The organism is Acinetobacter brisouii (genome assembly GCF_008993995.1).
Classification (GTDB): Bacteria; Pseudomonadota; Gammaproteobacteria; order Pseudomonadales; family Moraxellaceae; genus Acinetobacter; species Acinetobacter brisouii_A.
Map to the genome: position 1 here is coordinate 1 of NZ_BKNN01000022.1, position 23,671 is coordinate 23,671.

The 23,671-nt window shown below is 45.3% G+C and carries 17 protein-coding genes; 15 read left to right on the forward strand and 2 right to left on the reverse strand.

Annotated elements, in window-relative coordinates; translation table 11 throughout:
- Positions 1-132 precede the first annotated feature (132 nt).
- Positions 133-387 (reverse strand): hypothetical protein, encoded by a 255-nt coding sequence (locus GBN19_RS07355; RefSeq protein ID WP_151777672.1) that lies wholly within the window; start codon positions 385-387, stop codon positions 133-135.
- Between the two features lie 85 nt (positions 388-472).
- On the opposite strand from GBN19_RS07355, the gene GBN19_RS07360 reads away from it, so the two are divergent.
- The 11 genes from GBN19_RS07360 to pap all read left to right on the forward strand — a co-directional run bounded on the left by GBN19_RS07360 (position 473) and on the right by pap (position 12,885).
- Positions 473-1,504, forward strand: a complete 1,032-nt coding sequence (locus tag GBN19_RS07360; RefSeq protein WP_228271230.1) for a BMP family ABC transporter substrate-binding protein — start codon at positions 473-475, stop codon at positions 1,502-1,504.
- Positions 1,505-1,627: 123 nt separating this feature from the next.
- Positions 1,628-3,169 carry an ABC transporter ATP-binding protein gene (locus tag GBN19_RS07365; protein WP_151777674.1) on the forward strand — a complete coding sequence of 514 codons (1,542 nt, stop codon included), beginning with the start codon at positions 1,628-1,630 and terminating at the stop codon, positions 3,167-3,169.
- Positions 3,170-3,179: 10 nt separating this feature from the next.
- Positions 3,180-4,271 carry an ABC transporter permease gene (locus tag GBN19_RS07370; protein WP_111895387.1) on the forward strand — a complete coding sequence of 364 codons (1,092 nt, stop codon included), beginning with the start codon at positions 3,180-3,182 and terminating at the stop codon, positions 4,269-4,271.
- A gap of 15 nt (positions 4,272-4,286) precedes the next feature.
- A complete protein-coding gene (locus GBN19_RS07375) occupies positions 4,287-5,204 on the forward strand; it encodes an ABC transporter permease (RefSeq protein ID WP_151777675.1) in 918 nt (305 codons plus the stop codon).
- A 306-nt stretch (positions 5,205-5,510) separates the two neighbouring features.
- Positions 5,511-5,996, forward strand: a complete 486-nt coding sequence (locus GBN19_RS07380; protein ID WP_151710253.1) for a nucleoside deaminase — start codon at positions 5,511-5,513, stop codon at positions 5,994-5,996.
- Positions 5,997-6,465: 469 nt separating this feature from the next.
- The gene (locus GBN19_RS07385; protein WP_151777676.1) at positions 6,466-7,461 is read left to right on the forward strand and encodes a sulfonate ABC transporter substrate-binding protein; all 996 of its coding nucleotides are present in this window, start codon (positions 6,466-6,468) and stop codon (positions 7,459-7,461) included.
- An 11-nt stretch (positions 7,462-7,472) separates the two neighbouring features.
- Entirely contained in the window at positions 7,473-8,465 is a 993-nt protein-coding gene (locus GBN19_RS07390) for an aliphatic sulfonate ABC transporter substrate-binding protein (protein WP_151777677.1), read from the forward strand.
- Between the two features lie 57 nt (positions 8,466-8,522).
- Positions 8,523-9,698 carry an FMNH2-dependent alkanesulfonate monooxygenase gene (ssuD, locus tag GBN19_RS07395; RefSeq protein WP_151777678.1) on the forward strand — a complete coding sequence of 392 codons (1,176 nt, stop codon included), beginning with the start codon at positions 8,523-8,525 and terminating at the stop codon, positions 9,696-9,698.
- Complete coding sequence (gene ssuC, locus GBN19_RS07400; RefSeq protein ID WP_151777679.1) at positions 9,695-10,474, forward strand: aliphatic sulfonate ABC transporter permease SsuC; 780 nt, start codon at positions 9,695-9,697, stop codon at positions 10,472-10,474. The genes ssuD and ssuC overlap by 4 nt, the downstream gene beginning before the upstream one ends.
- Before the next feature lie 10 nt (positions 10,475-10,484).
- Positions 10,485-11,273 (forward strand): ABC transporter ATP-binding protein, encoded by a 789-nt coding sequence (locus GBN19_RS07405; protein ID WP_151777680.1) that lies wholly within the window; start codon positions 10,485-10,487, stop codon positions 11,271-11,273.
- A 193-nt stretch (positions 11,274-11,466) separates the two neighbouring features.
- On the forward strand, positions 11,467-12,885 hold the full coding sequence (gene pap / locus GBN19_RS07410; RefSeq protein WP_151777681.1) for a polyphosphate:AMP phosphotransferase: 1,419 nt from the start codon (positions 11,467-11,469) through the stop codon (positions 12,883-12,885).
- Between the two features lie 15 nt (positions 12,886-12,900).
- Here the strand turns inward: pap and GBN19_RS07415 are convergent, their stop codons facing one another.
- A complete protein-coding gene (locus GBN19_RS07415) occupies positions 12,901-13,407 on the reverse strand; it encodes a hypothetical protein (protein ID WP_151710246.1) in 507 nt (168 codons plus the stop codon).
- 168 nt (positions 13,408-13,575) lie between these two features.
- On the opposite strand from GBN19_RS07415, the gene GBN19_RS07420 reads away from it, so the two are divergent.
- The 4 genes from GBN19_RS07420 to GBN19_RS07435 all read left to right on the forward strand — a co-directional run bounded on the left by GBN19_RS07420 (position 13,576) and on the right by GBN19_RS07435 (position 23,600).
- Positions 13,576-17,238, forward strand: a complete 3,663-nt coding sequence (locus tag GBN19_RS07420; RefSeq protein ID WP_151777682.1) for an exodeoxyribonuclease V subunit gamma — start codon at positions 13,576-13,578, stop codon at positions 17,236-17,238.
- On the forward strand, positions 17,238-20,948 hold the full coding sequence (locus tag GBN19_RS07425; RefSeq protein WP_151777683.1) for a UvrD-helicase domain-containing protein: 3,711 nt from the start codon (positions 17,238-17,240) through the stop codon (positions 20,946-20,948). Before GBN19_RS07420 ends, GBN19_RS07425 begins: the two co-directional genes overlap by 1 nt.
- Before the next feature lie 124 nt (positions 20,949-21,072).
- Complete coding sequence (gene recD / locus GBN19_RS07430; protein WP_151777695.1) at positions 21,073-22,797, forward strand: exodeoxyribonuclease V subunit alpha; 1,725 nt, start codon at positions 21,073-21,075, stop codon at positions 22,795-22,797.
- A 575-nt stretch (positions 22,798-23,372) separates the two neighbouring features.
- Entirely contained in the window at positions 23,373-23,600 is a 228-nt protein-coding gene (locus tag GBN19_RS07435) for a hypothetical protein (protein ID WP_151777684.1), read from the forward strand.
- The last annotated feature ends 71 nt before the right edge of the window (positions 23,601-23,671 follow it).

Consider the following 23,671-nt stretch of genomic DNA (forward strand, 5'->3'; position numbering starts at 1 on the left):
AAGGCCACACCGAATGAATTTTATGATCAACATTTACTAAAAGTAATGGCAGCATAATTTAAATATTTAGAGCGGATTTATCACTTATAAAACTGAATTGAGTGGTCTAATTAACGGAACCACATTAATGACTCAAGTAACAACTGTTTGGCTTGAGCAATAATGGCTGAATTTGATGTATTGAAATGACTCATTTTTAACCCCAAAAATAATTAAAATATTGTTTCTAATAGTTGGAAACCTCTCTTTTATTTTAGCAATTTTTCCTAAAAAAGCAGTAATTTCAACAAGACCAAATGATAAAAACAATAAACAGCGAAATGCCAAATATTGGAATGGATATTGCTTTAATCCTGTCACACATGTCGTGAATGCTTCAGCTTGCAAGACATACATTATGAGGAGAAAGACAAGAATGCCAATTTCATCGAAGTTAAAAAAACTGGCTACAGCGGTTGTAGCAGTCGGGTCTATGTGCGTAGGCAGCCTGCAAGCAACGCATGCTGCGGAAAAAGCAGCATTTGTTTATATCGGGCCAACAGGCGATCACGGTTGGACTTATTCGCATGACCAAGGGCGTATTAAAGCTGAGAAAGCGCTTGGCGGTAAATTTACGACATCGCATATTGAAAATGTTCCTGAAACTGCCGATGCGGAGCGTGTGTTCCGTAACCTTGCACAGCAAGGCAATAAAGTGGTTTTCGGGACATCGTTTGGTTATATGAACCAAATGGAAAAAGTTGCTCGCCAGTTCCCGAACACCATTTTTATGCATGCAACAGGCTACAAAATGGGTAAAAACATGGGCACTTACGATGTTCGTACCTATGAAGGGGCATACTTGCTCGGGGTTGTGGCAGGTGGCAAAACCAAATCAAATACGTTAGGGGTTGTGGCATCGTTCCCGATTCCTGAAGTAGTGCGTAACATCGATGCCTTTACTTTAGGTGCGCAAAGCGTCAATCCAAAAATCAAAACCAAAGTGATTTGGGTGAACTCATGGTTTAACCCAGGCAAAGAACGTGATGCGGCATTGGCTTTAATTTCTCAAGGCGCGGATGTCCTCATGCAAAATACTGACTCGCCAGCCGTGGTTCAGGCTGCACAGCAAAAAGGCGTTTATGCTTTTGGCTGGGATTCAGACATGAGCAAGTTCGGTGCAAAAGCCCAATTGGCGGCTTCGGTGATTCACTGGGAAAAAATCTATGTGCCGCTGTTAAACCAGATTGCCAATAAAACATGGAAACCAAGCAAAATCTGGTGGGGTGTACCACAAGGGGCAATTGACATCGAAAACTTTGGCCCAGCCGTACCTGCACCTTTAAAAGCCAAAGCATTGGCTGTGCGTGATGCGATCCATAAAGGTCAAAAACATCCATTCGATGGCCCAATCTATAACCAAGCAGGTACTGTGGTGGTTGCCAAAGGCAGCAAACTTTCCGATGATACTTTAAGTAAAATGAATTTTTACGTGAAAGGTGTCGAAGGATCCCTGCCAAAATAATTACTCAGCGCTTTACTCCTGCACCCAGTTGTCCGCAACTTGGGTGCATTTTTTTGGCATAGAGCTTGCAAATTAGAACAACAAGTACGAATGAAGAAATTGAAAGCATGGGTGATTTAGACAATGACCACAGTTCCACGTTTAGAGCTTATCGGGGTAAGCAAAAGCTATAACTCCCTCAAAGCCAATGACCAGATTCATTTAAAGGTAATGCCAGGGCAGATCCACGCGGTACTGGGTGAAAATGGTGCAGGTAAAAGCACCCTGATGAAAATCATCTATGGTGCAGTCAAAGCCGACCAAGGTTCGCTGGTCTGGAATGGTAAAGAAGAAAGCATCGACAGCCCCTCGATGGCGCGAAAGTTGGGCATTGGCATGGTGTATCAACATTTTTCGCTGTTTGAAACCCTAACCGTTGCTGAAAATATTTATTTGGGTTTAGAAAAAGGCCTCGATCTGAAACAGCTGAGTGAAAAAATCAAAACCGTATCTGAAGAATATGGCTTACCCATTGATCCACGCCGTGAGGTGCATAGCTTGTCGGTGGGTGAGCGACAACGGGTCGAGATTATTCGTTGTTTATTGCAAAATCCGTCGTTGCTGATTTTGGATGAACCGACTTCGGTGCTGACCCCACAAGCGGTGAAGCAACTGTTTAAAACCCTGAAAAAACTTGCAGCACAAGATGTCTCGATTTTATACATCAGCCATAAATTGCATGAAATTCAGGAGCTGTGTGATGAAGCCACGATTATTCGTTCAGGCAAAGTCACAGGCAATGTTAATCCTAAACAAAAAACCACCAGTGAACTCGCTAGCCTGATGATTGGGCGTGAATTGCCAACCTATAGCCATACCGCTTATGCAGGTGAGCCACAGCAGATTTTTCAGGTCAAGCAACTGAGCTTTACCTCGGATGATCCATTTGCCATGCCACTCAAAGACGTCAATCTGAGTGTCAACACAGGTGAGATTTTGGGGATTGCAGGCATTTCGGGGAATGGTCAGGCGGAATTACTGAGTTTGTTGTCGGGAGAAACCCTTGCCAAACACGGTGAAATTTTGTTGAAAGGGCAACGGATCAACTCGCTGAATGCAGGCAAACGCCGTGATATTGGTCTGGGTTTTGTGCCTGAGGAGCGTTTGGGACGCGGTGCGGTACCGAATATGACCCTCTCGCAAAATGCCTTGCTGACTGCGCATCGTAAAGGGTTGACGCGTTTTAAGTTGATCAACTTTGCCAAAGTCAAAGCTTTTACCGAACAGTGCATTGAGAAATTTACCGTGAAAGCCAGTGGTGCAGCCGCAGAAGCACGCTCGCTGTCAGGCGGGAATTTACAGAAATTTATTGTCGGGCGTGAAATTCTGCAAAACCCTGAAGTGTTGATTATCTCTCAGCCGACATGGGGGGTCGATATTGGCGCATCCATGTTTATTCGGCAAACCCTGATAGACCTGTCCCGACAAGGCGTGGCGATTGTGGTGGTGTCGGAAGAACTCGAAGAATTATTTGAAATTAGTGACCGAATTTGTGTATTGGCGCAGGGCAAACTGTCGACTGCCATGCCAACCGCCAGTACCAATGCCGAACAGATCGGCTTATTGATGTCAGGATTAAACCAGCACGAGCAGATGCAGTCTGCCCCTGTGGCTGAGATGAGTTGAGGATAAGGACATGCATTTATTACAACCCCGCGAATATCCATCTCGTTTAATGAAATGGTTGTCGCCCGTTTTAGCGATTGTCTTTACCTTATTGGTCGGCATGATTCTGTTTCGTTTTCTTGGTTATGCACCGCTGAAAACTTTATACATTTTCTTTATTGAGCCACTCACCACCATGTACGGTTGGAGTGAACTGGTGGTCAAAGCCAGTCCTCTGATTTTAATTGCCTTGGGGCTGTCGATCGGTTTTCGTGCCAAGCTGTTTAATATCGGGGCGGAAGGTCAGTTGACCATGGGCGCGATCTTTGGTGGTGGCGTTGCCATTTTATGTTATGGGCATGAAGGCGCATGGACATTGCCACTGATGCTGATGATGGGCGCACTCGGAGGCGCAGTCTGGGGCGCAATTCCAGCCTTACTGAAAACCGCATTTAATGCCGAAGAAACCCTGACTACGCTGATGCTGAATTATGTCGCGGGCTTTATTTTACTGTATTTGATTAATGGGCCTTGGCGTGACCCAAATGGCATGAACTTCCCGCAATCAGTGATGTTCAGTGATCAAAGTTTATTGCCGTTGATTACTGAAACGACACGGATTAATGCCTCGGTATTTTTAACTTTGCTGTTGGTAATTGTGTTCTGGATTTTCGTGAAAAAAAGCATGCAGGTGTTTCAGCTCGAAGTTAGTGGACAAGCCGCTGCGGCAGCGCAATATGCAGGTTTTTCAGCGAAAAAAACCGTGTGGTTTAGCCTGATTTTGTCGGGTTTGATGGCGGGTTTGGCGGGGATTTGTGAAGTGGCAGGGCCGATTGGTCAGCTCAATCCAAACTTGTCGCCAGGGTATGGCTATGCTGCGATTATTGTGGCGTATTTGGGGCGCTTAAACCCGATCGGGATTGTACTCTCGGCATTTCTGATGGCGCTGATTTACTTGGGCGGGGAAATGGCACAAATGCAGTTGCAACTTCCTGTGGCGATTGCAGGCGTATTCCAAGGTTTATTGTTGATGTTTTTACTGGCAGCCGATGCCTTTATTGAAAATAAATACCGCTTCTTGAAAAAGAAAACCAAACCGACTGTGCTGGCAACCCAAGGCTAAAAGGAGAATACGGATATGTTAGAAGTCACCGCAATTTTAGCGACCACTGTTGCTGCTGCGACTCCTTTGATTTTTGCAGGTTTGGGCGAACTGGTGGCAGAGCGTACTGGGGTGATTAACCTCGGGGTTGAAGGCATGATGTTGGTGGGCGCGATTGCCGCATTTGCACTTTCGGTTCAGTTTGATCTGAGTGTATTTAGCGCGCTGTGGGTCGGTGCGGGTGCAGGTATGTTCATGGCACTGATTTTTGCCTTTTTCAGTTTGTCCCTCAGCACCAATCAGTCGGCATGTGGCTTGGCACTGACCATTTTTGGCATGGGAATGTCCTCTTTTATTGGGCAGAACTATGTTAGTCAGGCATTGCCGGGGCTGCAAAATATGAATGTGCCTGTGCTGTCCAAGATTCCGTTTATTGGCCCAATTTTGTTTCAGCAAAACTATGTGGTGTATCTGTCTTTACTGGCTTTTGTGCTGGTGTGGTGGGTACTGGCAAAAACCCGTTTGGGCTTGCTGCTCAAAGCTGTGGGTGAGTCGCCTGAAAGCGCACATGCCATGGGTTATCACGTGTTGGCGATCCGTTATGGTGCTGTGCTTTTTGGCGGTGCGATGGCAGGGATTGGCGGGGCATTTTTATCGACGGTTTATACCCCGATGTGGATTGAAAACATGGTGGCAGGTCGTGGTTGGATTGCGATTGCGTTGGTGGTGTTTGCGGCATGGAAACCTGCGCGTTTGCTGTTGGGCGCGTATCTGTTTGGTGGCGTGACCATTTTACAGCTACATGCTCAGGCGCTCGGCATCAATGTGCCAACCGAGTTTTTAGCTGCATTGCCGTATGTGGCGACCATTTTGGTGTTGGTGCTGATTTCTCGGGATAAGAAGTTGTTAAAGATGAATTTGCCTGCTTCGTTGGGTAAGACCTTTTTGCCTTAGTTTGAGTTAATGATCGAATCTAGGGATAGCAATTTGATATTTAAGTGAATGTATTCCTTTACTTTTCAGGGATGAAAAGTAACAAAAATCCTTTGTTGTACTGACGTTATGTCCCTATAACGCAGTACAACGTGGCGGCATCCATGCCGCCTGTCATCTAAGTTCATCGTGGGTAAGATTCAAATTCTTTATATCGTGAGCTTCAATTTTCACAACCTGTTTTTTATATCGAAACGTATCTACATACAAAATTTTAATACGATTGAATCAGTCTGAGCCATCACAGGCTCAGCTTAAGGAAACCCCATGTCGACACCCAATTCCGAACAAATTTTACGTTTTTTACGCTTGTCCAATGATGTGGGGAAACGCGCCATTTCTTTAGGGCATCATCCCTTTGGTGCGGTACTGGTCGCACCTGACCACGAAACGGTTTTACTGACCCAGTGCAATATCGATACGGTCAATCATGCTGAATCGACACTGGCGCGAGTCGCTGCCACAAATTATCCACCTGAATATTTATGGCAATGCACTTTATATACTGCTGTTGAACCGTGTTGCATGTGTGCAGGCACCATTTACTGGGCCAACATCGGGCGGGTGGTGTATGGCATGAGTGAAGCACGGTTACTGGAATGTACAGGCAATCACAGTGAAAACCCAACCATGAGCGTACCTTCAGCGTATGTGTTTGCACATGGACAAAAAGACATTGAATTGATTGGCCCTGTGGCTGAACTGGAGCAGGAAACGGCTGATTTACAACTGAGTTTTTGGCAAAGCCGCTAAAAGTTATATCTGAAATTCTGCTATGCATAGCTTAAAAAGCCACAAGGAACGTGGCTGAGCAGGAGGCTTATCATTCAGCTGGAGCGTCTTTATAAAAATTAAAGATATCTAAATATATGTATAACAATAATTTTTCATTCTAATTGTTGAATTAGGCCAAAGCCGCTTTAGCACGAATTCTGTAAAACTTTGCAGAAAATATCTTATGCAGAAAATTTCATAATTATCCCACTTTTTCTTTATTTTGCTAAAAAAGACAAAGCATTAAGGTATGGGCTTCCAGATCGTTTTTGTCGAAAGAGCGCAGAAAGCCATGAATCGCTGTGTACCACTTCGCACCTTCGCGGTGTCATCTATTCATCTTCCATCCTTTGCGGTTATGCCAGCGATGTGTTGTCAGTTTGCTCGAATGTAACTGAATTTTATCAACATATTTTTGAATTAACTTAATATTGAGGATGTAAACAAGATGAATCGTATTCAACAGTGGTCAGTGATTGGTTGTACAGGTTTAAGTTTGGCGCTGAGCGCATGTAGCAAACCTGCTGAACAGCCACAGGGCAATGCACAGGCAGCATCGCAACTGAAAACCGAGCTAAAAACTTTAAGTATTGGCTTTCAGAAGTATGGTCTATTACCGATTGTCAAAGCGCGTGGCGACCTAGAAAAAACCTTGCAGGCACAAGGCGTTCAGGTGAAATGGGTTGAGTTTCCTGCGGGGCCTCAGTTACTTGAAGGTCTGAATGTTGGCAGTGTGGTGATTGGTGAATCAGGTGAAGCGCCGCCTATTTTTGCTCAAGCGGCGAGCGCCAATCTGGTCTATGTCGCAAACCAGCCTGCTGCCCCTCAGGCAGAAGCGCTGATTGTACCGAAAACTTCCAATATCCATTCGATTCAGCAATTAAAAGGCAAACGTATTGCCTTGAACAAAGGCTCGAATGTGCATTATTTGCTGCTCAAAGTTCTAGAAGCCAATCACCTCAGCTTAAATGACATTCAAGTGGTGTATCTGCCGCCTGCCGATGCTCGCGCTGCCTTTGAAAAAGGTGCGATAGATGCTTGGGTAATTTGGGATCCGTTCTTTGCCGCAGCGCAGCAGCAACTGGGGGCACGCGTGTTGTCGACAGGGCAAAACTTGGTGAGCAATCACCAGTTCTATTTAGCTGATCGCAAGTTTGCACAAAACAATCCACAAGTGTTTAACACTGTGGTGAAAGAGCTGAACCAAACCACCGAATGGGTCAAGACTCATCAGGATGAAGCAGCAAAATTATTAGAAAAACCAACAGGTTTAGATTATGGCGTGTTGAAAACTTCAATCTCGCGTATGGGCTTTGGCGTGACCCCAATTTCTAAGCAAGTGATCGCAGAACAACAGCAAGTGGCTGATGCGTTCTATCAACAAAAACTGATTCCAAATCAAATTCATATTCAAGATGCGATTTTAAGCGCACCGACCAAATAATGGGGACAGACATGAGCTATTTACGAACCACCAGCCTGATTGCATTGAGCAGCGTCACGGTGTTGCTTGCAGCATGCCAAAAGTCTGAAACTGCCCCTACACAAGCCTCTGCACCCGCAGCCAGTCAGAACAATGAACTGAAAACCCTGAGTATTGGCTTTCAAAAATCATCTTTAAATTCAATTGTTTTAAAACAGCAGCACTTGCTGGAAAAAGAGTTTCCAAAAACCAAGATTGAATGGAAAGAATTCCCCGCGGGGCCACAAATGCTTGAAGCTTTAGCTGTGGGTGCGGTGGATTTGGGTACAGTCGGCAATACCCCGTCGATTTTTGCCCAAGCGGCAGATAAAGGCATTGTGTATGTCGGTTATGAAAATGTTCATCCGAAATGGCAAGCGGTTCTGGTACCCAATGACAGCCCGATCAAAAGCATTGCGGACTTAAAAGGCAAACGCATTGCGGTACAAAAAGGCTCAAGCGCTCATGACTTGCTTGGGCGAGTTTTGAAGAAAGCCAATCTGACGTGGAATGACATTCAACCGATTTGGTTAGCGCCTGCCGATGCGCGTGCTGCACTAGATAAAAAATCAGTCGATGCATGGGCTATTTGGGAACCGTTCTACAGTGCAGCAGAAGTACAAGGGCATGCCCGTCCGATTATTGACGGCACAGCGTTTGAAACCACCTATAACTTTGTGATTGGCAATCCTGATTTTGTCAAAGCCCATTCACAGGAAACCAAGCAGTTTTTAAACACGCTGAATCATGCCGCGCAGTGGATTGTCGATCATCCTCAGGAGTCGTTGAAACTGTATCAAGACGCGACAGGTTTAAATGCGGACATCGCTCAGCGCGTACTCGACAAACGCTATAAGCCGTCATTGACCCAGCCGATCATGCCTGAAGTGGTCAAGGCGCAGCAAGAGATTGCCGATCGTTTTTATCAAGAGAAGTTGATCCCTAAACAGATCGAGATCAACCCAATTATCTGGACGCAGCACTAAGCGCGTTCAGGGTTTCACAGACCAAAATCGATATTTAACATTTAAAGGAACAACACAATGAAAATTTTCTGGTTTATTCCCACTCATGGTGACAGTCGTTATTTAGGCACGAGCAAAGGCGCGCGTCAGGTGGATCATGCCTATATGAAGCAGATTGCCGTTGCGGTCGACAACTTGGGCTATGAAGGGGTGCTTATTCCAACAGGACGTTCTTGTGAAGATCCGTGGATTACTGCGGCAAGCCTGATTGATGCCACGCAAAATCTGAAATTCTTGGTGGCGCTGCGCCCAGGGGTGACCACTCCAGCCTTGGCAGCACGTATGGCAGCAACTTTTGACCGCTTGTCCAATGGTCGTGTGCTGCTCAACTTGGTGACAGGGGGCGACGAGCAAGAGCTGAAAGGCGATGGCTTGTATGAAGACCATGCTACCCGTTATGAAACAGCCAATGAATACGTGAAAATCTGGCGTGAAGTTTTAACCCGTTCGCATACAGGTGAATCATTCAGTTTCCACGGTAAACACTTAAATGTCGATGATGCCAAACTGCTTTATCCTCCTGTACAACAACCGTATCCACCGCTGTGGTTTGGGGGTTCTTCCGATGTAGCAATTGATTTGGCGGCAGAACAGGTCGATACCTACCTGACTTGGGGTGAGCCACCTGCTGCGGTCAAAGAAAAAATTGCCGTGGTTCGTGCCAAAGCCGAAGCCAAAGGACGCAGCTTAAATTACGGTATCCGTCTGCATGTGATTGTGCGTGAAACCAATGAACAGGCATGGGCAGCGGCGAATGAACTGATTCAATATGTCAATGACAATACCATTGCAGCTGCACAGAAGAAATTCTCGCAAATGGATTCGGTGGGTCAGCAGCGTATGGCTGCTTTGCATGGTGGTCGCCGTGACAAACTGGAAGTATCGCCCAACTTATGGGCAGGCATTGGCTTGGTGCGTGGCGGTGCAGGGACAGCCTTGGTGGGTGATCCTGAAACGGTGGCGGCACGTATCCAAGAATATGCCGATTTGGGCATCAATACCTTTATTTTCTCGGGTTATCCACATTTGGAAGAATCGATTCGTTTTGCTGAATTGGTATTCCCATTATTGCCTTTAGAAACCCGTAAAAAACTGTCACAGCCCAATTTGACTGGACCTTTTGGCGAGATTATTGCCAACAACTATGTGCCTGATGAAGACAAAAAACGTCAGCGGGCAGAGGAGGCGGTATGACCCAAGTGGTAAAACGGCTTGGGCAACGCACGTTGCCTTGGCTGGTGCCTGTGGCACTGGTGATTTTCTGGCAAGTCGCTTCGGTCACAGGATTATTGGAGAGTCGGATTTTACCTGCGCCATCGGCTGTGCTTAGCGCCTTTTGGTCGTTGTCTGTGAGTGGTGAGCTTTGGCATCACGTCAAGATCAGTGCAGGGCGTGCTTTGCTCGGTTTATTGGTCGGTGGTGGTTTGGGCTTGTTGCTTGGATTGCTCAATGGTTCATCGAAAATTGCCTCAACGCTCTTAGATACCACCTTGCAGATGATTCGTAATATTCCTGCACTGGCGCTCATTCCTTTGGTGATTTTATGGTTCGGGATTGATGAATCGGCAAAACTATTCTTGGTAGCGATTGGCGTATTTTTCCCGATTTATATCAATACTTATCATGGCATCCGCTCCGTCGATCCGCAGTTGATTGAAATGGGCAAAAGCTACGGTTTGACCCGTTGGCAGTTGTATAAAGACATTATTTTACCCGGCGCGATGCCCTCGATTTTAGTCGGTTTACGCTTTGCACTGGGTTTGGTCTGGGTCTTATTAATCGTTGCGGAAACCATTTCTGCACAGGCAGGCATCGGGTATATGACCATGAATGCCCGTGAATTTTTGCAAACCGATGTGGTTTTGGTCGGGATTCTACTCTACGCCTTACTGGGTAAACTGGCGGATGTTTTTGCCCAATATCTAGAACGTTATTTACTACGCTGGCATGCGGGTTATCAACACGATTGAGGAGAGCATCATGACGGATTTAAGTGTTGCAGATTATGCAGATGAGTTGGTCACTGCACCCAAGTCAAAGCTTGCACCGACGACAGGTGCCGAGATTCATATTCAACAACTCAACAAATACTATGGCAGCGTCACGGTACTGGAAAATCTCAATCTGGAGATTCAGGCAGGGGAGTTTCTGGCGATTGTGGGGCGTAGTGGCTGTGGTAAAAGTACCTTGCTGCGTTTAGTCGCAGGGCTAGAACAGACCAGTCAGGGCAAAATCAGTTTTACTGCGCCTGCACAGACGGCGGCGATTCAGCCCGATGATATTCGGGTGATGTTCCAAGACCCGCGTTTACTGCCGTGGAAAAGCATTGAGGACAATGTCAAACTCGGTTTGCCGAAACAACAGTCTGAGCAGGCGATTGCTTTACTGGAAAAAGTTGGACTCAAAGAAAAAGCCAAACTGTGGCCCAGTCAACTTTCGGGTGGGCAACGTCAGCGTTCAGCATTGGCGCGGGCACTGGCACATCGTCCACGAATTTTATTGCTCGATGAGCCGCTTGGCGCACTGGATGCCTTGACGCGATTAGACATGCAGAATCTGATCGAAAAATTATGGCGTGAACAAGGCTTTACTGCCATTTTAGTCACCCATGATGTCAGTGAAGCGGTGCAACTGGCAGATCGTATTATCTTGCTCGACAAAGGACATATTGCTCAACAATTTCATGTTCATCTGCCCCGACCACGTCAAAAAGGTGTGCGTTTTGCAGAGCTTGAACAACAGGTACTACAAGCAGTTTTAGCCACCTAAATTCAAAATTGATGTGTTGGTTTGGGATGATGAAACATGTCTAGAGCAGACAGCCAGCAAGGCGGGAGATTTCCTGCCTTTTTCTATTTTGAGTGTTTATCGTTATGAAAGCGTTGCATTGATTTGTCTCAGTTAAATCTAGCTGTAGTATCATGCTAGAGATAAAAACAGCATAAACCACAGGTCGCCGAGCATGAATCAGAGCGTAGAACCAGAAAAAATTAAACACGATCATCAACTTTCTTTTGATCTTATTGAAGCCCAATACCGCCTGCGCAATAGCCGTGGTTCAGACCACAGTAAAAGTGTCCTGATTATTGTCAGTGGGATTGAACTTGCGGGGAAAGGCGAAGCTGTCAAACAACTGCGTGAATGGGTCGACCCGCGTTATTTATATGTTAATGCACAGCCACCACAGCTTTTAGGCAATCAGCAACCCTTTTGGCAGCCCTATGCACAGGTGATCCCTGCCGAGGGTCAGGTGGTGGTGCTGTTTAGTAACTGGTATAACGACCTGCTGAATACTGCGATGCATGTGTCCAAACCTTTAGATGACACTATGTTCGATGCCTATATTCACCAAATGCGCAAATTTGAGCAAGACTTGAAAAATAATCAGGTCGATGTGATTAAGTTCTGGTTTGACTTGTCGTGGAAATCTCTACAGAAGCGCCTCGACAATATGAATCCATCTCAGGAAAAATGGCATAAATTACATGGTCTGGACTGGCGCAATAAAAAACAATACGACAACTTACAACGCTTACGTCAGCGCTATAGCAATGACTGGATTGTGTTGGATTGTGAAAATAAGCATCAGCGTAACCGAGAGTTTGCACAGCATTTATTGCTCGCATTTAAAGACTTACCCAAACATACAGGGCGGGTCGCTGATCAATGGACACAAGCACCGATACCGCAAAACTTACTGAATATTTCACATCCAGAAATCAGCAAAAAACATTACAAAGCTGAGCTGAAAAAAATTACCCGAAAAGTCACAGATTATTTACAAAATAATCCACGTAAAATTGTCATCGTATTTGAAGGGATGGATGCCGCAGGTAAAGGTGGAGCAATTCGGCGAATTGTTAAAAAACTTGATCCACGTGAATATGAGATCAATTGTATTGCAGCACCTGAACGTTATGAACTCCGCCATCCGTATCTATGGCGGTTTTGGACGAAACTCGGCAGTGCTAGCCAAATCAGGATTTTTGACCGTTCTTGGTATGGTCGGGTATTGGTCGAGCGTATTGAAAATTTGGCACAAGATTTTGAGTGGCAACGCGCTTATGAAGAAATTAACCGTTTTGAAAAAGACCTTGCCGATACTGAAACCATCGTGATCAAATTTTGGTTGGCAATCAGTCAAGATGAGCAGGCAGAGCGTTTTAAAATTCGCGAACAGACACCGCACAAGCGTTTTAAAATTACCAGTGAAGATTGGCGCAATCGGGAAAAATGGGACGATTATCTGAGTGCTGCTTCGGATATGTTTTATCTGACCAATACGGCTTATGCGCCGTGGCATATTATTTCGACTGACAGTAAACGACAGGCACGCCTTGAAATTATGCGTGCCTTGTTAAAACAGCTTAAAACAGGCTAGCTCATTTATGCTGTCTTAGGAAACAACTTGAGCTTTTTGCTTAAGTTGAATCCGTTTTGCAATCTGATAACAGTCTTCAACATGGGCTGCGGCAATTTTTTTAAATACCAAATAGCCCAGACTTGCCGCAATAATCTGTCCTCCTAAAGGAATAAATTTGGACACCTGTTTGGTGAGCATTTTTCCGACAAAGCCGTTGAAAGATTTTTTAACTCCAGTGCGTGCCACCATTAACCCTGAAAACTGTACGCCGCGTTTACGCAGTTCCTGCCAGTGAATTTCACGGGTTTTCGGGTCATAAACGCTGATGTGCTCGCGATCGAGTCCAAACTGTTCATTAATTTCAGGAATCAGTTTCGATAAAATTCCGACATCGACCACCACATCTAAAAATGGCACGGGAATCACAGCTGCACCTGCTGACAAATAGGCGCGTTTTTTGACCATGTCTAAGCAATCACGGCGTACTTGGTCTAAATTGAGATTGGGATCAATTGATTCGGGAATATGCTCAATTTTCATAAAGTTGTTACCTTTAGCGGTGTTATTTTTTACTTGCAATTCAGATAGTGAGATCACAACATATTGTTTTTAAAAATGACATAATTGATCTGGAAGAAATAGTCTAATCTATGTGTCAATTTGTTTAGATTGCATACATTCTACAAAATACAGCGAGAAAAGTGATTTATGGGGATTCATGTTTGTCAAAGCCAGCGTTTAGAACTGTTGTTGCAAACCCTGTTAGCCCAGATCAGTCAGGCAGAATGCCATCCCTTGCAGGTGCTGAAACAGCAGCATTTTGTCGTGCCGAGTAAAGCCATTGAGCAGTGGCTAGAGCAGCAAATTTCGCAGCATCAGGGGATTAGTGCCAATCAGCTTTATCATCAGCGCATACAGACGTTTCAATGGTATGCCTATCAACAAGTCTTGGACAATAAAGACCAAGTCCGCCAAGCCAACATTCCACGACTGGTGATGCAGTGGCGCATTTATGAAGCCCTGAAACCCTATATAGAACCTGAACAGCTCAGTGTGTCGGCCGAGCATCCGCTGTATAGCATCGTGCAGCGCATTTATGACAGTGCCGCACATTTAAGCCAAGCTCTACAGCAGCAACTGAAAAAACAAAACATGCTGTACTGGGTGGCAGAGCAGGTGTCACGGGTCTTTAGTCACTACATGATTTATCGGGGACAATGTCAGCACCATTGGCATGAGCCGTGTAGTTGTCCACAAAACTGGCTAAAAGCGTGGGGCAATAACCGTGAACTGAACATTGAGCAACTCTTTCAAGCCGATGAACATGGCATTGCACTCTATCAACTGGAGCAGGTACAGCAACTTGAAGCATGGCAGCGCTGGTTATGGCAGGAAGTCTTTCATGCCGACTTTGTGCAGATGCAGCAAATTGACCGGGATTTCTGGGCAATTTTAGATGACCCAGAACGCCGTAAAGCAGCACTGAAACGCTTGCCGCAACAATTGCTGATTTTTACCGTACTGGATTTGCCACCGACTCAACTGCAATTTTTACGTCGCTTGGGGCAGTACTTAGATGTGGTGATTTTGCACTACAATCCGTCGCAGGAATACTGGGCGGACAGTGTCGATCCCAACTGGAAAAAACGCTATGACCTTGGGGTCAAGCAGCGCTTTTTGCAAAAGCATCCCCAAGCATCCGATGCCGATCTGCAACGTTTCTTTGATGAATTTACGCTTAATTTTAATGCCGAAGCGCGTGAATCTCGTCACCCATTACTCACTCGTTTTGGCAAGCAGGCGCGTGACCATTTCTCGTTGTTATCGCATTTGTCCTCGGGGGGAGAAGGGCAATGGGTCGATCTGTTCGATGAAGAATATTCCTACACATTATTGGGCAAAATCCAGTCCGATGTTTTGTATCTGATGGAACCTGAAAAGCATCAGTTTGAACTTGCCTCTGATGATCAGTCGATTCAGGTACATGTCTGTCATTCGGCACTACGTCAGCTCGAAGTGTTAAAAGATCAGTTGTTGCACTGGCTGGCAGAGGGTACAGCACAACAGCCACGCCGACTGGATGATATCCTGATTTTAACCCCGAATATCAAGGCGCTCGAACCGCATATTCGCAGCGTTTTTGCACCGCCACCCCGTTTGCAAAACGTACAGCAAGCACCGTATTTGCCTGTCAAAATTGGCGGTGTGGCTCAGCTCGATATGACTCAGGCATGGCAGGCAGTGTATGGGCGGATTCAGTTGCCGCATGGACGTTTCCAGTTTGAGCAGTTCGCTGACTGGCTGAGTTTACCTGCCACCCAGCAGCGTTATGCCTTGGACATTACTCAGACGCAGCGTGCCTTACAGTTATTGACCCAAGCGGGTTTTAAGCGCGGTTTAGATGAAGCCCATCTGGCGCGTCAGCTCAGCCCCGATGATCAGGATTACCGTTTTAGTTTTAAATTTGCCCTCGACCGTTTGGCACTTGGGATTGCTATTCCTGAACATGTACTGTTTGAAGGCACGTTGAGCTATGCAGAGGTATTGCCAAGCGATTTTGAACTGATTGCCAGTTTGATCGAGATTTATGAAGATCTGGCGCTGCGTCGGGACTGGCTGATTTTGCATGAACTCGGGCAAAATCATACCGTTGAGCACTGGCTGTATCAAATTCAGCAAGATATTCACGAGTTTCAGCAGGCAGGCGTGACTGCGCTCGGGGCAGCCTATGAAATGGTGCGTAAACAGATTCGTATGCTGACCCTGTCAGTGCATTATCAAAAACAGCAGCATTCGCCACAGGTCGCCTTGCAGAATTTTAGTCTGCCGCTTGGGGTGATTTTGCAGGAAATTCAGCAGCAGCTCGACAGTCAGTTGGATCAGGCTGAACCGAGCGGGCAGATTACTTTTAGTCAGATTGGACAGATTCGCCCGTTGCCGTATCGCTTGGTGGTGATGCTGAATTTGGACAGCGGACAGTTTCCAAGCCGACAGACCCATACCCCATTTGATCTGATGCAAAGTCTACGTCCACAACTGGGGGATCGTTCCCGTCTGGAAGATGATCAGGGTGCATTTTTAGATGCACTGCTCCTCGCCAAAGAGCAGCTTTGGTTATTTTACAATGGCTTTGATGTCAATGATGGTGAGGTGCGTCAGCCATCCAGTGTATTGCAAGAACTGCTGGATCATATTGCCTTTATTGTCGCGTCAGAACAGCCTGATGCTCACATTGCGCCGACTGTGGAATATGCAGGTCTGGATATTCCACAACATCTGCAAAGTCTGTATCAGGTGCATCCACTTCAACCTTTTGACCTACAAGGTTTTACGCCTGAGCATTTGCGTTATCGGGATCAGTGGTTTACGGTAGCACAGCAAATTCAACATGCGACAGGGCAGCGTCAGCCGTGGAACAATCAAACTTTTGAAATATCTGACAGTGATGTGATCATGCTGAATAGCCAGCAGTGGCTGAATGACATGACTTTTCCTGCACAGTTGTATCTAAAAACGCTCGGCGTGGAAAATCTGCACATGCAGGATTTGCCTGATGAAGTCGAACCCTTGCTGCTTGATGGTTTGGGGCGCTATAGCCTACGCGAATTTTTGCAGCAGCAAGACACGGCAAGTACCGAATTGCTACAAGACCGTTTGCCTGTCGGCAAAACGCAGCACAGTGCGTGGCAACTCAGTCAGTTGGAACATCAGCAACTTCTAAGTCAGTTACAACAATATGCGCCTGCACCGAGTGCCACCACAGGGCAAACGTTGCATTTACGGAATAACCTGCACATGCGTATCGTGATTCCCAAACAGCCTGAACAAGATTGGGTCAGCCTGAACCCATCGAGTGCCCGTGCCGAGCGCCGTGCTAAAACATGGCTCGAATATTTACTGTGGCTCAGCTACTTAAATTTAGGTGAACAGGGCACAGCCTTGAAACGGATTGTGGTGTTTAGTGATCGTACCCTGATTTGTCAGGGACTCAGTTCGGCACAGGCACAAACTTATCTGCAAGAATGGCTCAAGGCATGGGACTACGGGCAAACTTCGCCGTTGGTGTTACCTGCGGCATTGCTGCTCAAACCGTTGGAAAGTGGCAAAGAGCTTGAATGGCAAGCCGATGAACAAGGCAAGATGCAGATGATTGAACCTGAAAAAAATCTATTCAAACAATGGCAAGGCAGCAATAACTACAATAGCCTCTTTTCAATCACAGAAGATCGTTCAACCCAGTATCACGATGACTGGCAGTTTATTTTGCAGGAGCAAGATGCCGACCTGTTATTACAAGATGCCTGTCAGCGCTTTGCCTATGCCTTATATGCGCCGATTTACCAGTACCAGCAAGCGGTGGAGCATGCCTAATGAACACGACTCGCATTTCAACCACCCCAATTCATGATATCCAATTCAAAGGTTTACACTGGATTGAAGCTTCGGCAGGTTCAGGAAAAACCTTTACCTTATCGAGCCTGATAGTACGGATTTTACTGGAACAATATTTGCCGCGTCAGGTAATTGCCACCACCTTTACCCGTGCAGCAGCAGCCGAACTGAAAAGTCGTATTCGTAAACGTTTACAAGAAAGTTATGTATTTTTTGATGCACGGCGCAGTAACACCGCAGAAGAAAATCAAACCTTTGCCGAGCAGTGCAGCGATCCTTTACAAGCCAAAATCCTGAGTCAGTTTGCCCATCAGGTTGGTTATGCTTGTGAACGGCTGAAACTGGTGATTGACCAGCTCGATGAGCTGTTTGTTGGAACACTGGACAGCTTTAGTCAAAAGTTGCTGCGTGAGTTTGCCTTTGAAAGTGGCAAAATTGAGCGAGCCGAAATTACGGATCAAGCTAAACAATACACACGCCAATTGGTGCATGACATTTTACGCGAATGGATTCAGGCACAGCCGCAGCAGTTGATTGACTGGCTGTATATCAGTGACGAATTGGGGCGAGTCGACAGTTATGTTGAAGTGGTGGAAAAGAGCCTGAATTTTAGTAATGCTCAGTTTCAAGGTGTGCAAACTACGGATTTTCAGACCGATGAACTCTTGCAGCAACGTCAGCAGCTCAGTGGCTTTGATCTCAGTCATTTAACGGCATTTTATTTGCCGACAGGTGAATATTTTAAAGGGGTGAGCGGCACCTATTTTAAAAAAGACAGCTTTACTGTGCTGTTGAGTGAGCTGATTCCAAGTGCAGTGTCACTGATTTTAAACGAAGATGGGCAAGGATTTTTTAACCCGAGTTTTAGCGAGAGCCGTAATAAACTGTTCAAGTTTGCAGACCTGTTTCAACAGCAAAAAATCTTCTCTAAAAAATGTCCTGTGGACGCTGCCGAACAATTCTATGCCGATGCACAGCTCAATGCTTTTTTGAAGGTCTTGGAATGTCTGTCCAACATGCAGCAGTCTTTGCAAGATACAGGCACATTTCTGAAGTTTTACCTGTGTCAGGAAGTCAAAAAACGGCTGCCACAGTTGTTACAGCAACATGGGGAAACCACCTTTTCGCAGCAAATCCGTACACTGGCAGAGGCTTTACAGGGTGAGCAGGGGCAAAAATTTGCAGCTTTTGTGCAAAGTCGTTACCCGCTGATTTTGGTGGATGAGTTTCAGGACACCAACCAAGATCAGGATGATATGCTGGCGAGTATTTGGCGGCATCCACAGCGTTACAGCCAAAGCTGCATGATCATGGTCGGTGACCGTAAACAGGCAATTTACGGTTTTCGTGGTGGGGACATGCTGACCTTTATCAAGGCGCATCAGGATGTAACGCGAAAGGCAGGTCAGTTTTATCAACTGGTGTTTAACCAGCGTTCGATTCGACCACTGGTTGAAGTGGTAGATGCCTTGTTCCTGCGACAGCCCGATTTTGGTGAACAGGTGATCTATTATCCTGTGCAGGCGGGGCATCGTCCACATCCTCCCTTGATTGATCACGATCAGGAAAATCCGCATCCGTTACGTTGGCTGAGTATTCCTGAAAAACAGCCTGCTCCCGAACAGGTGGCGTGGCAAATTCGTCAGTTGTTGAATCAGTCGGCACAAGGGCAATTGTATTTTGCCGAAAGTACAGGCTCACGAGCGCTGATCGCCGATGATATTGCAGTGCTGTCCAAAAATCATGATGGTTTGGATCAGGTGCAATATGTACTGGAGCGCATGGGGATTCGGGTCAATCGTCCTGCTAAACGCAGCGTGTTTGATAGCTCAATGGCTAAAGATGTTGCGGCAGTCCTCACGGCAATTTTAGAGCCTTACCACGAAGCCAAACTGAAACGAGCTTTATTGAGTCGTCTGTTTGGTCTGACATTGAAACAACTGGTGGAGCTACAAGCCCAAGCGGATGGCTTGAGTCAGTATATTGTTGAGTTTGACCATGTGCGTGAGTTGTGGATGACACGCAACTTTTTGACAGCATGGCAGTATTTGTTGCAGCGTTTTAATGTTTGGCAAACCGTGGTGGCGAGCCAAAGCCGTGACAATGAGCGGGTGGTGGTGAATTTACGTCATCTGACTGAATTACTCAGTCAGCACAGTGGGCAATATCAGGGTGCTCAAAATCTGTATCACTGGTACATGACCCAGCTCCAAAAACCAAGCGATCGGGAATGGGAACTCGAACGCAAGCTGTCCAGTGCGGCAGGCGTGCAACTGATGACTATTCATCAGTCCAAAGGTTTGGAGTTTAAAATTGTCTTTTTACTCAATGCCGATGGCAAGTTTAACGAGCAACATAAACAACTGAACTTCTCGACGGTTGAACAGCTTAATCCGCAGACAGGGCAGCTTGAAGCACAGCGCGTGATCGCAATTCATGATAAAGAAAAACTGCCACAAGCTGATTTAGATCAGCATCAACTACGCCTTGAAGCCGAGCAGCATCGGCTTTGGTATGTCGCACTGACTCGTGCCAGTTATCGGGTCTATGCCGTGTTGCAAGATCATAAAGGCAACTCCACCACAGGTTTGGCATTTTGGAAAAATCAGGCAGGTGAATTTCAACACCCTGCCAGTACCGAGGCGGTCTTGTTAACCGAATGTCCTAAGCCAATTGTTGCGACTGAAACCCAAACTGTGACTGAGCTACAGGCTTTGGCTTTGCCGAATAAACGCTTTTATCCAAGAGCGCGAACCAGTTTTACAGGATTAGCGCAGCATTTATCTCGGCAGCAAGCCAAAGATGTATTGGCAGAATACGTCGGAGAGCAACAAGCAGCTGAAGATGAATGGCAAGCGGTCTCACCACAAGTCCAATTTGCAACTCAGCAAGAACGGTTGCCGTGGATTCAACGCCAGTTTCCACAAGGCACCCATGCAGGGAACTTTTTGCATGGGGTTTTTGAGCATTTAGATTTTCAGCAAAATGAAGACTGGGCGTATGAAATCCGCCGCCGTTTTAAAAATGATGATATTTATTTATGGCAACAGTTATTGGAACGTTATCAACAACGGCATGATCTACCGAGCGATACGGTGCTAGAAGATTATGCCTTAAGTGAAGTCCAAGACTGGTTGGCAAAAATTTTGGCGACTCCGATTCATGCTGATTTTTGTTTGCAGCAGTTAAGTCCTGAACAGCATTTGGCTGAGTTTCCATTTTTTATGGCGCTCTCCGATCAGGTCTTTGCGGTACAGCGCCTGCATGCTTTGTTTCAAGAATACCAACTGTATATGCCTGAGTTTAATCCTGTCGAATCAGCACGCTATTTAAATGGTGCAATTGATTTGGTCTACGAACATCAGGGACGGTTTTATATCGCCGACTATAAAAGTAATTATCTGGGTGATCGCTTGCAGGACTATCACGCAACAGCAATTGGGCAGAACATGTCACAAAGCAGTTATTGGTTACAGGCGAGTCTTTATTTGGTGGCGCTGCATCGTTATTTGCAGACACGTCTAGAAAATTATGCGATTGAGCAGCACTTGGGCGGAGCCAGTTATTTGTATTTGCGGGGAATGTCGGCACAAGCAGGATATGGCAGTTTTTTTTGGCAACCTGAGCCTGAGTTTATTTTGCGACTCGATGCAATTTTAGGCTATGCAAAAGTTAAGCAAACAGTATGAAAAAAGTGAATAACTTTACTAAGTGTTTAAAAAACAAAAGTTTAAATTGTGGACAATTATGGGTATAACTCTGTTGATATCTGTGTGAATAAGTTTTGAGGATCACAATGTGAGAAAAGAAGCGATGCCAAGACAGCAAGAAAATTTGGCTTGGTCTGAAAAGTGGGCAGAGTATCTGATAAATCAGGTTGCAAAGTCAAGTGAAAATGCTGAACTCATCATGACGATTCGCCAATTATTTTTGGCAAAATCCCGTGGTGATAGTTGTATGAATTGTTATCCTGACCAAGTACAGCAGTTTGGTCAATTATTAACGTCTTCAGCACAGCAGATCGCACCATTTGTTTATGATGGACAAGCCTTGTTTTTGTATCGTTATTTTGCTTTGGAGCAGCGGCTTGCCCAACAGGTTCAGCGCTTATATCAACAACAACCAACAACGGTTGATACCTCAGCATATACGTCATTGTTATCAGATCAATATCAGCAGCAAGCATTGCAGAGGGTCGGGCAGTCGGCACTCAATATCATTACAGGTGGGCCAGGAACAGGAAAAACCTATACGCTGGCGCGAATCGTCGCTGTGTTAAATCACAGTTTGCCTCATTTACGGATTGCTATGGCTGCACCGACAGGGAAAGCAGCGCAGCGGATGCAGGAAGCTTTGCAAGGATCTTTTAATGACCCTGAGCTGCAAAAACAAGGCTTAATTCAGCCTGAACTATTGCTGTTAAAACCTGTCACCTTGCATCGGTTATTGGGGATTGGTCTACAAGGCAAAGCCAAATATACAGCGCAGCAACCTTTGCCTTATGACTTGATTGTGGTCGATGAAGCCTCAATGCTGGATCTAAATTTGGCGACTTTATTGTTTGAAGCCATTCCCGATCACGCTCGCCTGATTTTATTGGGCGATGCACAGCAGTTGGCATCGGTCGATGTCGGTTCAGTATTGGCGGATTTACAGCAAACACAAAAGTTACAGGGCTGCCGTGTCAACTTAGTGACGAGTCGACGTTTTAGTGATGATGCTTTGATTGGGAAAATGGCACGTTTCATTCAAGAGGTGACTGCCCGACAGCTTGATGCAACACAGGTATTGGTTCAGTTTGAACAAGAAGTGGTGAGTGCAGGGCAGTTAGACAGCATCGACCTGACTCAAATTGTTAAAGATCATATCCAGCTTCAGTATTTAAATGCGGAAACTTCGACTGAGCAGACCTTGCAACAGCTCTGGACGGGCTTTCAAAGCTATCAACATAGCCTGATTGCCTATTTACAAAGTGAGCGTTCGCAAGCCGATGTTGAACAAGTGATCGCGAGTTTTGATCAGTACCGTATTTTGACCGCGATTCATTATGGAGAACTGGGGTTAAATGCCATTAACCTATTTATGCAAAGACAGTTATTAGCGGCATTACTCCCTTATACGCAACAGATCGGTGATTGGTATGTGGGAAGACCCGTCATGATGACAGAAAATGATGATCAGCTAGGACTTGCTAACGGTGATATTGGCATCTGTTTTTTACACCGCACAGATGCTCAGCAGTTTGAAGTGTTTTTTCCGAGTTTGCAAAAATGGATTATTGCACAGCGTTTGCCTAAAAATATCGCAACTGCATTTGCCCTGACAATCCATAAATCACAAGGCTCTGAATTTGCACATACTGCTGTAGTGCTCGATGCTCCTGCGGAAAAATTGTTGAGTCAAGAGCTGATTTACACGGCGATTACCCGTGCCAAAAAAGTAGTATCATTGCTCGTCGATCGGGCTGCATTTGCTCAGGCATTAACCTGCCAGACCGTTAGACAGAGTGGTTTGGTTAGAAAAATTGAACAATTATGAGAATAGTAAAGTTTTTTTTGATAATCAGACGCAATGTAAGCAATGGCTTACATTAAATAGGGAAATTGGCGGATAGCTGCTCAACTCTAATTTTAGGTACTATGGCGATGCTAAATTGATTTAGCATGGAAAGCTAAATCATAATCGTATAAGAAGAATAAGAGTCTATAGACAGCGAACTTACAGGACGTGAGTCACACGCAGGGAACTTACAGCCACTAAACCTTGTAGTTTTGGGAGAGACTACAGGGTTTTTTTATATCTGCTATTTTTGTGATGTCAACAATTCAGGAAGAAAGTAAACTAAACTAAACCTGTCAATTTTTTGTTAACTTGTCGCAAATTAAAAATGTAAGAAAATGTACCGAGTGTTCTAATTTTTCAAATCTATAAAATCATAGGTATTATTTTTATAAAATTTATAACACTTTGATTGATATAAAATTTTAAAATTTTAAAAGGTGTTTTTTTGTTTCCTGAGTGTTTTAATCATGTTTTTTATGTAAGTTTTTGCTTACAAGAGCTTGAGAAAACGTCTATATGTACCTTACAGTTTTTATGTGAACATTAAACACATGGAAACACAAGCTCAAGTTGGGATGTTAACAATTTCCATAAGAAGCGTGGGTCTGACCGCTCATAAAAATAAAAAAGCAAAAACAAGAAACTACAGCGTACAAAAGCCCAAACAAAATACCGTTTGGGCTTTTGCATTTTTTTTCAATATTCAGAAAAAAGACAATCCACGCATGCTTTTTTTGCAATCGTCTAGATTTTCACTTAAAATAAAGCCCTTGCTGTAGTGATGCACGGCAGTCAATAATTTAATTTTATTATTCTATTGATATTTATCATTTTTTACTTATTTTAAGCA